Annotated in this window: 11 protein-coding genes; 10 read left to right on the forward strand and 1 reads right to left on the reverse strand. The window is 69.7% G+C overall.

Annotation, left to right across the window (positions count from 1 at the left end; all coding sequences use genetic code 11):
- Positions 1-9 precede the first annotated feature (9 nt).
- The 8 genes from IEV93_RS19705 to truB all read left to right on the forward strand — a co-directional run bounded on the left by IEV93_RS19705 (position 10) and on the right by truB (position 9,043).
- Complete coding sequence (locus IEV93_RS19705; protein ID WP_188492200.1) at positions 10-312, forward strand: YlxR family protein; 303 nt, start codon at positions 10-12, stop codon at positions 310-312.
- Between the two features lie 195 nt (positions 313-507).
- Complete coding sequence (infB, locus tag IEV93_RS19710; protein WP_188492202.1) at positions 508-3,378, forward strand: translation initiation factor IF-2; 2,871 nt, start codon at positions 508-510, stop codon at positions 3,376-3,378.
- 119 nt (positions 3,379-3,497) lie between these two features.
- Positions 3,498-3,968: a 30S ribosome-binding factor RbfA gene (gene rbfA / locus IEV93_RS19715; protein WP_188492204.1), complete on the forward strand. Its 471-nt coding sequence runs from the start codon at positions 3,498-3,500 to the stop codon at positions 3,966-3,968.
- A 66-nt stretch (positions 3,969-4,034) separates the two neighbouring features.
- Complete coding sequence (locus IEV93_RS19720) at positions 4,035-5,000, forward strand: DHH family phosphoesterase (RefSeq protein WP_188492206.1); 966 nt, start codon at positions 4,035-4,037, stop codon at positions 4,998-5,000.
- On the forward strand, positions 4,997-6,346 hold the full coding sequence (locus tag IEV93_RS19725) for an MATE family efflux transporter (RefSeq protein WP_229705347.1): 1,350 nt from the start codon (positions 4,997-4,999) through the stop codon (positions 6,344-6,346). Before IEV93_RS19720 ends, IEV93_RS19725 begins: the two co-directional genes overlap by 4 nt.
- A gap of 107 nt (positions 6,347-6,453) precedes the next feature.
- Entirely contained in the window at positions 6,454-7,428 is a 975-nt protein-coding gene (locus IEV93_RS19730) for a metallophosphoesterase family protein (RefSeq protein ID WP_188492208.1), read from the forward strand.
- On the forward strand, positions 7,425-8,078 hold the full coding sequence (locus IEV93_RS19735; protein ID WP_188492210.1) for a 4'-phosphopantetheinyl transferase family protein: 654 nt from the start codon (positions 7,425-7,427) through the stop codon (positions 8,076-8,078). Before IEV93_RS19730 ends, IEV93_RS19735 begins: the two co-directional genes overlap by 4 nt.
- Before the next feature lie 14 nt (positions 8,079-8,092).
- Positions 8,093-9,043 carry a tRNA pseudouridine(55) synthase TruB gene (gene truB, locus IEV93_RS19740; protein ID WP_188493231.1) on the forward strand — a complete coding sequence of 317 codons (951 nt, stop codon included), beginning with the start codon at positions 8,093-8,095 and terminating at the stop codon, positions 9,041-9,043.
- 16 nt (positions 9,044-9,059) lie between these two features.
- On the opposite strand, the gene IEV93_RS19745 is transcribed toward truB, so the two are convergent.
- Positions 9,060-9,794 carry a metal-dependent transcriptional regulator gene (locus IEV93_RS19745; RefSeq protein ID WP_188492212.1) on the reverse strand — a complete coding sequence of 245 codons (735 nt, stop codon included), beginning with the start codon at positions 9,792-9,794 and terminating at the stop codon, positions 9,060-9,062.
- A 95-nt stretch (positions 9,795-9,889) separates the two neighbouring features.
- On the opposite strand from IEV93_RS19745, the gene IEV93_RS19750 reads away from it, so the two are divergent.
- Both IEV93_RS19750 and rpsO read left to right on the forward strand, forming a co-directional pair.
- A complete protein-coding gene (locus IEV93_RS19750; RefSeq protein WP_188492214.1) occupies positions 9,890-10,882 on the forward strand; it encodes a bifunctional riboflavin kinase/FAD synthetase in 993 nt (330 codons plus the stop codon).
- 153 nt (positions 10,883-11,035) lie between these two features.
- Positions 11,036-11,305: a 30S ribosomal protein S15 gene (gene rpsO / locus IEV93_RS19755; protein ID WP_188492216.1), complete on the forward strand. Its 270-nt coding sequence runs from the start codon at positions 11,036-11,038 to the stop codon at positions 11,303-11,305.
- The last annotated feature ends 337 nt before the right edge of the window (positions 11,306-11,642 follow it).

Here is an 11,642-nt window from a genome sequence, read left to right on the forward strand (position 1 = left end):
GACTCTCCGATGGTAGAAAAAGCGCTGACGACCACCGGTCCCGTGCGAACGTGCATCGGCTGTCGGCAACGTGCCGCGATCGCAGATCTCGTGCGGGTCGCGGCGGCAGCAGAGCACGGTGCGACGGTCGCCACGATCGACCGCACCTCGACCATGCCGGGTCGGGGCGCCTGGCTGCATCACGACCCCGATTGTCTGCGGGCCGCGATGCGGCGGAAGGCGTTCGGTCCGGCGCTCAGGGTGCCAGGACTCGTGGTGGACGCCGACGATCTCGAACGTGAGATGTCGGACGGACATCCTCCGGGCGCGTAGGAAACCGATCGCGATGCGATCGGAGTGTGAGCCGGTCACAGACGTGACCGGTCGAGAGCGGGGGACTTATGAGTCCCTCCGCAGAACGGGTGGCAGAAGACATGAGCACACCGTGAAGTTCCCACGATGAGCACGTTTCTAACGTAATCCGAGGTCGCAGCGGGCAGCCCGCTCGACCTCCAAGTGAGGAGAGCAGTGGCAGGCAAGGCCCGCGTGCACGAGTTGGCAAAAGAACTCGGCGTCACGAGCAAAGAAGTCCTGGCTCGATTGAGCGAGCAAGGCGAATTCGTCAAGTCGGCATCGTCGACGGTGGAGGCCCCGGTCGCACGACGACTGCGTGAGTCCTACCCCGCCGAGAAGGCCGCCGCACCCGCGTCGGCATCGCCGGCACCCGCATCCAACGGTTCGACCGCCGCGGCGCCCACCCCGGGTGGCCCGCGTCCGACGTCGGCCAAACCCGGTGCGCGCAAGCCCGCGGCACCGGCGGCACCGACCCCGGCTGCGCCCACACCGAGCGCACCGACCCCGGCCGCACCCGCGGCCCCCGCCCCGTCGGCTCCGACCCCGGCGGCCGCCGAGTCGGCCCCCGCACCGGCGCCGAGCGCTCCCGCGCCGACGCCCGCACCGGCCACTCCGGCCCCGCAGGCACCTGCGGCCTCGGCGGATGCACCGGCCGCGCCCACCCCGGGTGCAGCCCGTCCCGGCCCCGCCGGTCCGAAGCCGGGTCCCAAGCCGCCCCGCGTGGGCAACAACCCGTACTCGTCGGCGCCCGCGCCCCGTCCTGCTGCCCGACCCGCTCCGGGCCAGGGTGCCGCCCCGGCGCGACCGGGTACCGGCCGCCCGGCCGCAGGCCCCGGCGGTCCGCGTCCGGCCCCCGGTGCCGGCGGACCCCGTCCCAGCCCGGGCAGCATGCCTCCCCGCCCCAACCCCGGTGCGATGCCGTCGCGTTCGGCTCGTCCCGCACCCGGTGCGGGCGGTCCCGGTCGCCCCGGCGCCCGCGGTGGCCCCGGCGGTGCCGGTGGTGGCCGTCCCGGTGGCGGTGGCGGCGGATACCGCGGTGGCGGTGCCCCCGGCGGCGCCCCCACGGGTGGTCCTCCCGGTGGTTTCCGTGGCCGTCCCGGTGGCGGCGGAGTCCGTCGCGGTGGCGGTGCCGCGGGTGCGTTCGGTCGCCCCGGTGGTGCTCCCCGCAAGGGCCGCAAGTCCAAGCGCCAGAAGCGCCAGGAATACGACTCGATGCAGGCGCCCGCCGTCGGCGGCGTCCGGTTGCCCCACGGCGACGGTCAGACGATCCGACTGGCGCGCGGTGCGTCGCTGGTCGACTTCGCCGACAAGATCGACGCCAACCCGGCCGCCCTGGTCCAGGCCCTGTTCAACCTCGGCGAGATGGTCACGGCCACCGAGTCGGTGAACGACGAGACGCTGGAACTGCTCGGCGGCGAGATGAACTACGTCGTCCAGGTCGTCAGCCCGGAGGACGAGGACCGCGAGCTGCTCGACAGCTTCGACCTCACCTACGGCGAGGACGAGGGTGGCGAGGACGATCTCGAGCAGCGTCCGCCGGTGGTGACCGTCATGGGTCACGTCGATCACGGTAAGACCCGACTGCTCGACTCGATCCGTAACGCCACCGTCCGTGAGGGCGAGGCCGGCGGCATCACGCAGCACATCGGTGCCTACCAGGTGCTCACCGAGCTCGACGGCAACGAGCGTCTGGTCACGTTCATCGACACCCCCGGTCACGAGGCGTTCACCGCCATGCGTGCCCGTGGTGCGAAGGCCACCGACATCGCGATCCTGGTGGTCGCGGCCGACGACGGCGTCATGCCGCAGACGGTGGAGGCCATCAACCACGCGCAGGCGGCCGACGTGCCGATCGTCGTGGCGGTCAACAAGATCGACAAGGAGGGTGCGGATCCGCAGAAGATCCGTGCTCAGCTGACCGAGTACGGCCTGGTGGCCGAGGACTTCGGTGGCGAGACCATGTTCGTCGACATCTCCGCCAAGCAGGGCACGAACATCAACGCCCTACTCGAGGCGGTGCTGCTGACCGCGGACGCGGCGCTCGATCTGCGTGCCAACCCCGACATGGACGCCCAGGGTGTCGCCATCGAGGCGCACCTCGACCGCGGCCGTGGCCCGGTGGCCACCGTGCTGGTGCAGCGCGGAACGCTGCGGGTCGGCGACTCGATCGTCGCGGGCGACGCCTACGGGCGCGTCCGACGCATGGTCGACGAGCACGGTGCCGACGTCACCGAGGGCCTGCCCTCGCGTCCGGTCCAGGTCATCGGTTTCACCTCGGTGCCCGGTGCCGGCGACAACCTGTTGGTCGTCGACGAGGACCGGATCGCCCGTCAGATCGCCGATCGACGCAACGCCCGCAAGCGCAACGCGCTCGCCGCGCGCAGCCGCAAGCGGATCAGCCTCGAGGATCTCGATTCGGCTCTGAAGGAGACCTCGCAGCTGAACCTCATCCTCAAGGGTGACAACTCCGGAACCGTGGAGGCCCTGGAGGAGGCGCTGATCAACATCGACATCGGCGACGAGGTGACGCTGCGCGTCATCGACCGCGGTGTCGGTGGCGTGACCGAGACCAACGTCAACCTGGCGTCGGCGTCGAACGCGATCATCATCGGGTTCAACGTCCGCGCCGAGGGCAAGGCCACCGAGCTCGCCAACCGCGAGGGTGTCGACATCCGGTACTACTCGGTGATCTACCAGGCGATCGACGAGATCGAGAAGGCCCTCAAGGGCATGCTCAAGCCGATCTACGAAGAGGTCGAGCTGGGCCGCGCGGACATCCGTGCGATCTTCCGGTCGTCCAAGGTCGGCAACATCGCCGGTTGCCTGGTCACGTCGGGCATCATGCGACGCAACGCCAAGGCGCGTCTGCTGCGTGACAACGTCGTGGTCGCCGAGAACCTCACGATCTCGTCGCTCAAGCGCGAGAAGGACGATGCGACCGAGGTGCGCGACGGCTACGAATGTGGTCTGACCATCACCTACGGTGACATCAAGGTCGACGACGTCATCGAGACGTACGAACTGGTCGAGAAGGCGCGTAGCTGATCCACCCGTTCGACAGCCCGACGCCCGACCGCCCCGGTTCACCCGGGCCGGTCGGGTGTTTGGTTCACCCAGTGTTCTCGGACAGGAGTCCGGGGCCGACGAGAGACAGGTGGTTTGCGATGGCAGATCCAGCACGTGCACAACGGTTGGCCAAGCGGATCTCGGCGATCGTCGCGTCTGCCATCGCCACCGATATCAAGGACCCGCGGCTCAACGGGGTCACGATCACCGACACCCGGGTGACCGGCGACCTGCACGACGCGACGGTCTTCTACACGGTGATGGGGGAGTCGCTCTCGGTCCCACCGGACTACGTGGCCGCGGCCGCAGGGCTGCATCGCGCGACCGGGATCCTGCGGTCGAAGGTCGGTGCGGGAACCGGTGTCCGGTTCACGCCGACCCTGGCGTTCCAGCTCGACACCGTCCTCGACACCGCCCGCGACATGGAGGAGCTCCTCGAACGGACCCGTCTGGCCGACGAGGCGTTGGCCCAGCAGGCCCGCGACGCCGTGCCCGCGGGTGACCCCGACCCCTACAAGGAGCCCGAGTCGCGCGGTCACGATGACCACGGATCCACCGGAGAACGCTGACGCCGTGCCAGGATTCGGAGATGAGTGGCGTGGAGCACACCCCGTGAGCGCGAACGGGGCTCGTCGATGAGTCGGGCCGTGGCGGGTCCACGGGCGCAGGTCGCGAAGATCCTGCGTGCGGCGGATGCGGTCACCGTCCTGTGTCATGTGCGTCCCGACGCCGACACCATCGGCAGCGGATTGGCGCTCGCGTTGGCGCTGGACCGCGCCGGTGTCGAGGTGGAGGTCGGGTTCCCCGGGCCGTGGTCCCTGCCGGATGCGCTCGGCGCGCTCCCGGGCGCGAAGCTGATCGTCGATCCCGCCGATCTGGTGGGTCATCGTGTCGCGATCGCCATGGACTGCGCCTCGACGTCGCGGCTGGGTGATCTCGCCGAGCTGATCGAACGCGCCGACCACGGCGTCGTCATCGACCACCACGCCTCCAACCGTGGCTTCGGTGACATCAACGTCATCGACCCGTCGGCGGACTGCACCGCCGAACTCGTACTGGAGTTGCTCGACGAACTCGAACTGCCCATCGACAGCGACATCGCCACCTGTCTGTTCGCCGGCCTCGTCACCGACACCGGGTCGTTCCGCTGGGCGCGCGCGGGTGCGCACGAGGTGGCCGCACGGCTGCTCGAGACCGGTGTCGACGGCCCTGCGTGGACCCGTCTGCTCCTCGACACCCACCAGTTCGGCTGGCTGACGATGGTGTCCGAGGCGCTGCAGTCGGCGGTGCTCGTCCCCGAGGCGTTCTCGGGTGCGGGCCTCGTCTACGCACTGGTCGGCCACGAGTGTTCCAGACAGATCGACTGGGCCGAGGCGGAGAGTGTCATCGACCTCGTCCGTACGGTCGGCGACGCCGAGGTGGCGGTCGTGTTCAAGGAGTCCGAGCCCGGGGAGTGGACGGTGTCGATGCGGTCGCGCTCCGACGTCGACCTCGTCCCACTGGCCCGGACACAGGGCGGTGGCGGACACCGGCACGCCGCCGGGTTCAGCATCACCGGCTCGGCCACCGAGGTCGTCGAGAAGCTGCTCGCCTCGGTGTGAGCAGCCCCGCGACCGACGAGAGCATCGATCCGTCGGCGGTCCCGAGCGTGCGGACCATCCTGCACCTGTCCGTCTCGGCGCTGGCGGTCCTGGTCGCCGAACCGCTGTACCTCATGGAGGATCTCGCGGTCGTCGGCCGCCTCGGTGCCGTCGCGCTGGCCGCACTCGGTGTCGGTTCGCTGATCCTCGGCGTGGTCAGCACCCAGCTCACCTTCCTCTCCTACGGGACGACGGCCCGCTCGTCCCGACTGTTCGGGCGCGGCGACCGTACGGGTGCGGTCGCCGAGGGGATCGCGGCCAGCTGGATCGCCGTCGTCGTCGGACTCGTGATCGTCGGCGTCATGCAGGTCATCGCGCCCTGGGTGGTCGGGGTCATCGCGCCGTCCGGCGGGGTGTCGGGGGAGGCGACCGGCTGGGTGCGGATCGCGGTGTGCGGTGTCCCGCTGATCCTGTTGTCGATGGCGGGCAACGGCTGGATGCGCGGCGTGCAGGACACGCGACGTCCGGTCGTCTACGTCGCGGTCGGACTCGGCGTCAGCGCCGTCATCTGCCCACTGCTGGTGCACGGGCTGCTCGGCTTCCCGGACATGGGGCTACACGGCAGTGCGGTGGCCAACCTCGTCGGCCAGTCCATCAGCGGTCTGCTCTTCGCACAGCGCCTCCTCGCCGAGAGGAGTTCGACCGGTCTGCGGCCGCGCTGGGCGACCATCCGCGCGCAGCTCGCCCTCGCCCGAGACCTCATCGTGCGCAGCCTGTCGTTCCAGGTCTGCTTCCTCTCCGCCGCCGCGGTGGCCGCGCGATTCGGCGTCGCGTCGCTCGCCGCGCACCAGCTGGTCCTGCAGCTGTGGAACTTCGTGTCGTTGCTGCTCGACTCGCTGGCCATCGCGGCGCAGTCGCTGGTCGGTGCCGCGCTGGGCGCGAAGGCGATCCCCGGCGCGATCGGTGTGGCCCGCAGGGTGACGGTGCTGTCGGTCGCCGCATCCCTGGGGCTGGTGGCGCTCTTCGCGGCCGGGCAGCCCGTACTCGCCCGGATCTTCACCGACGACCGTGACGTGCTCGACGCCGTGGTCACGCCGTGGTGGTTCTTCGTCGCCATGTTGCCGGTAGCCGGTGTGGTGTTCGCCCTCGACGGGGTCCTGTTGGGTGGTGGGGACGCGGCCTATCTGCGGACCACCACCGTCGTGTGTGCGCTGGTCGGCTTCCTGCCGATGATCTGGGCGTCGCTGGCGTTCGACTGGGGACTCGCGGGCATCTGGACCGGCCTGTGCCTGTTCATGCTGTTCCGGCTCGTCGCTCTCGTCGCGCGCATGTCCACCGGCCGGTGGACGGCGATCGAACTGCGCTGAGGCCGTGCGCGTGCCGGGGCGGTCGGCCCCGCCCGGACCGGCCGATACAGTTGACGCCGACGGTGACGGCCCATCCGGGTCGGCCGGCACGGCTGGGAAGGAGACCGGTGGCCACGCTCTGGGCGATCAGCGACCTGCATGTCGGGCATCGCGGGAACGAGGCGATCCTCGACAAGATCCGACCGGAGGGCGACGACGACTGGCTCATCGTGGCCGGTGACGTCGCCGAGCGCACCGACGAGATCGCCGAGACCCTGCGGCGGCTCAAGCAGCGTTTCTCCACCGTCATCTGGACGCCCGGTAACCACGAGCTCTACACCACCGCGAAGGACCCGCTGCAGATCCACGGTGTCGCCCGCTACGACTACCTCGTCGCGAGCTGCCGCGAACTGCACGTCATCACCCCGGAGGACATCTATCCGCTGTTCGATCCCGGTGACGGCACACCGCCGGTCCGGGTCGTCCCGATGTTCCTGCTCTACGACTACACCTTCCGGCCGGCCGGGACGACGAACAAGATCCAGGCGCTCGCGGTGGCGCGGGAGAACAACGTGGTCGCGACCGACGAGTTCCTGCTCTCACCCGAACCCTTCGGGACGCGCGACGCGTGGGGTCGTGACCGGGTCGAGCGGACCCGTAGACGACTCCACGCCCTCGACCCGAGTGAGCAGACAGTCCTGATCAACCACTGGCCGCTGCGTCGTGAGCCCACCGACACGCTGATGTACCCCGAGTTCGCGCTGTGGTGCGGCACCGAGCTCACCCACGACTGGCACACCCGCTACAACGCGGCCTGCTGTGTCTACGGCCACCTCCACATCCCGCGAACCACCTGGTACGACGACGTCCGGTTCGAAGAGGTCTCCGTCGGCTATCCGCGCGAGTGGCAACGCCGCGGACTCCCGGATCCGTTGCTGCGCAGGATCACCCCGGACCAGGGCCTGCGTCCCGACGACCTGCCCGAACACGGCGCGCGCTTCGAGCTCCCGCCCGACTACCGCGAACGCGCGGCGGAGTTCAAGGCGAACATCGAGGCGAAACGAGCCGAGGCGAAGGCCAAGCGGGACGGCGGTTCCCGATGATCGAGCAGGTCCTCCCGAGTGCGGTGGTGGCGGCCGAGGCGTTCGGCGACGAGGCCGACGGCGCACTGTTGCCCGCCGAGGAGTCGTTGGTCGCCCGAGCGGTCGACAAGCGGCGGTCGGAGTTCACCACCGCCCGGACGCTGGCGCGTCGCGCACTCGGTGAACTGGGGGTCGAGCCGGTGCCGATCCTGCGTGGTGACAAGGGCCAACCGTTGTGGCCGCGCGGTGTCGTCGGGAGCCTGACCCACTGCGACGGGTATCGGGCCGCGGTGGTGGCCCACAAGCTCGCGCAACGTTCCCTGGGAATCGACGCCGAGCCACACGGCGACCTCCCCGAGGGGGTCCTCGACCACGTCAGCCTGCCCGCCGAGCGGGACGTGCTCGCGACCCGACCCGACGGCCTGCACTGGGACCGACTGTTGTTCTGCGCCAAGGAGGCCACCTACAAGGCCTGGTTCCCGCTCACCGAGCGGTGGCTGGGATTCGAGGACGCGCACATCACCTTCACCCCGACCGGTCCGGACTCCGGGACGTTCCGCTCGCAGATCCTGATCGACGGCTCGGTCATCGACGGCGGCCCACCGCTTTCGATGCTCGACGGGCGGTGGCGGGTCGAGCGCGGTCTCGTCGTCACCACCATCAGCCTGTGAACGAGCGCGCGGAGATGGACGCCGACAACACCAGCACCGACCACACGAGCACCCAGAACACGGGCGGCGAGAACCGCAGCATCGCGACGGCCGGACTCGTCGTGGTCGACAAACCCGGGGGCATCACCAGCCACGACGTCGTCGCCCGATGCCGAAAGGCGTTCAAGACCCGACGCATCGGCCACGCGGGAACCCTGGATCCGATGGCCACCGGGGTGCTCGTGCTCGGGGTCGAGCGTGCCACCAAACTCCTCGGCCTCCTGTCGCTGACCACGAAGTCGTACGAGGCCACGATCCGGCTCGGAGCGTCGTCCGACACCGACGACGCCGAGGGCGTGGTCTCCGGGCGTGCCGACATCACCGGCCTGACCCCGGAGCAGGTGACCGACGCGATCGGCGCGTTCGTCGGCGAGATCGATCAGGTCCCGGCCACGGTCAGCGCGATCAAGGTCGACGGACAGCGTGCGCACGCGCTGGCGCGGCAGGGGACCGAGTTCGAACTGAACTCCCGTCGGGTGACGGTGACCCGATTCGATGTCGTCGACCACCGGATCGCCGACGGATGGTTCGACCTCGACGTGGTCGTCGACTGCTCGTCGGGCACCTACATCCGTTCGCTCGCACGGGATCTCGGGTCGTCGCTCGGTGTCGGTGGGCACCTCACCGCACTGCGGCGCACCGCGGTCGGACCGTTCGACCTCGACCAGGCCACCCCGCTCGAGCAGATCGAGCAGCACGGTGAGCTGACCTTCGACATCGACCGGGCGGTCGCGGTGGCGTTCCCGCACCGCGTCATCGGCCCCGACGAATCCGAGGCCATCAGCCAGGGCCGTTGGCTCGAACCGGTCGGCATCAAGGGGGTCCACGCCGCCATCGACGAGAACGGCCGCGCGATCGCGCTGCTGCAGGAGAAGGGCAAGCGGGCCGGATCGGTGATGGTGGTCCGGCCGGCGACGCTGCGCTGAGCTGACGGGGTCGCGGTCAGGCGCTGTGGCCGGCGACCGGATCGAGCCAGATGGCGCGGGTGGCGATATCGCCGAGGTCGATGGGTTCGGCGCCCTCCACCGCGACGGCGACGGTGCCCGCGAACGGACGCTGCTCGACCACCTCGATGTGGCGGTCGAGCGCGATGCCGACGGAGTCGAAGTAGCGCAACATGTCCGGGTCGGTGTCGGCGATGCGAGCGACCCGACCGAGAGCGCCGGGACCGAAGTCCGCGAGCTGACGGGCACTGGACTCGGGGACCGTCCCGTGCAGGTCGGGGATGGGATCGCCGTGCGGGTCACGGGTCGGGTTGCCCAGTTTGGTGTCGAGGCGTTCCATCAGGCGTTCGGAGACCGCGTGCTCGAGGACCTCGGCCTCGTCGTGCACCTCGTCCCAGCCGTATCCGAGTTCACGGACGAGGAACGTCTCTATCAAGCGGTGTCGGCGGACCATCAGCACCGCGGCCGACCGGCCGATCTCGGTGAGCGTCACCGACCCGTACCGCTCGTGCGACACCAGCCCCTGATCGGCGAGTTTGCGGACGGCCTCCGACACCGTCGACGGTGAGACCGCGAGCTTCTCGGCCAGGAGTTTCGTGGTCACCTTCGTCTCCGACCACTCCTGCGCCGTCCAGATGACCTTCAGATAGTCCTGTGCGACAGCGGACAGTTCGGCGACCGGGATCGTTGCCGCCGGTGCATGAGTGCTCGGCGCGCCGTCGGGGGAAGGCATTGTCTGAGCTTAGGTCAGCCTGGCCGTTCCCCGAAGTACCGGTGCTGACACGGGGAGGTCTGGTCCGGTTCACCGCGCACCCGTAGGCTTGCCCCGTGTTGCGATGGCGAGGGTTGGAGGATATCCCCGCGGGTTGGGGCCGATGTGTCGTCACCATCGGGGTGTTCGACGGCGTGCACCGCGGTCACGCGCAGTTGATCAAGACCGCGACCTCGGCCGCGGCCGAGCGCGGTGTCCCCGCGGTGCTCATGACCTTCGACCCGCATCCCGCCGAGGTCGTCCGACCGGGTAGCCACCCGCCGCAGCTGTCGACGCTGACCCGACGCGCGGAGCTCGCCGAGGAACTCGGCATCGACGTGTTCTGCGTGATGCCGTTCACCCCGGTGCTGGCGGCGCAGAGCCCCAAGGACTTCGCCCACGGGGTGCTGGTCGAGGGACTGCACGCCGCCGACGTGGTCGTCGGCGCGAACTTCACCTTCGGCAAGAAGGCGGCGGGCACGGTCGAGGTGCTGACCGACCTCGGCCGCAAATTCGGTTTCGACGTGCAGGCGGTGTCGTTGCTCGGGGAGGACGGCGCCGACGGATCGACCAAGTCCACCGTCACCTTCTCCTCCACCTACATCCGGTCCTGCGTCGCCGCCGGCGACGTCGAGGCCGCGGCCGAGGCGCTGGGCCGGCCCCACCGTGTCGAGGGTGTCGTCGTCCGGGGTGACGGGCGCGGACGTGAGCTCGGGTACCCGACCGCCAACGTGGCCCCGCCGATGTACTCGGCCATCCCGTCCGACGGCGTGTACGCCGCCTGGTTCACCGTGCTCGGTGCCGGGCCGGTCGTGGGACAGGTCGTGCCGGGGGAGAGCTACCGTGCGGCGGTGTCGGTGGGGTCCAACCCCACGTTCTCCGGACGGACCCGCACGGTCGAGGCGTTCGTGCTCGACACCAAGGCCGACCTGTACGGCCAGCACGTGGCCGTCGACTTCGTCGGGCGTGTCCGCGGCATGGAGAAGTTCGACTCGGTCGACGCTCTGATCGAGCAGATGGACGACGACGTCGTCGCGACGCGCGCGGTGTTGGCCGACCCCGTCGTCTGACCTGCGCCCGCTGATTTGGGTGGGTTCGCTCTGCGCTGGTAGATTCGTCGGTTGGCGCGCGCTGCGGTTCGCGGTGGCCACGCCCGGGACGTCCGACCATGTCGGTCGGCGTCATCCATCAGGACGCGAACATCATCACCAGGAGAATCACACGTGGCACTGACCGTCGACCAGAAGAAGACGATCCTCTCCGAGTACGGCCTCCACGAGACCGACACCGGATCCCCCGAGGCGCAGATCGCGATGCTCACCAAGCGCATCAGCGACCTGACCGAGCACCTCAAGACCCACAAGCACGATCACCACAGCCGTCGCGGACTGCTGCTGATGGTCGGCCGTCGTCGTCGCCTGCTCAAGTACGTCGCGAAGGTCGACGTCGCACGCTACCGCGCCCTGATCGAGCGCCTGGGCCTGCGTCGCTGACCTCGTCGCACCGGCTCGACCCATGTTCTTCACCGCGGACCGCGGCACTCCTCGAGTGTCGCGGTCCGCGTCGTTCGCCCCGCGTGCCGCGCGGCGATCAGGTCCTCCGATGCCCAGGTGATACCCTCGGCGACGGACTAGATGCCACGAGATGACGATCTCCGCACGCGTGCCCTGCGTTCGCGATCGGTCTTCGGTAGTGGCTGCCGGAACCCATGGGTTTGCCCACACGGTTCCGACCGCTTCGATCGACGGCCGTCGCCGAACCTCCTCCGCCTCCTCTGCGCGGACATTCGCACCTGCGGCGATTTCATTCCTCGGGCATCGACCCACAGCT

This window comes from Williamsia phyllosphaerae (assembly GCF_014635305.1).
Classification (GTDB): Bacteria; Actinomycetota; Actinomycetes; order Mycobacteriales; family Mycobacteriaceae; genus Williamsia_A; species Williamsia_A phyllosphaerae.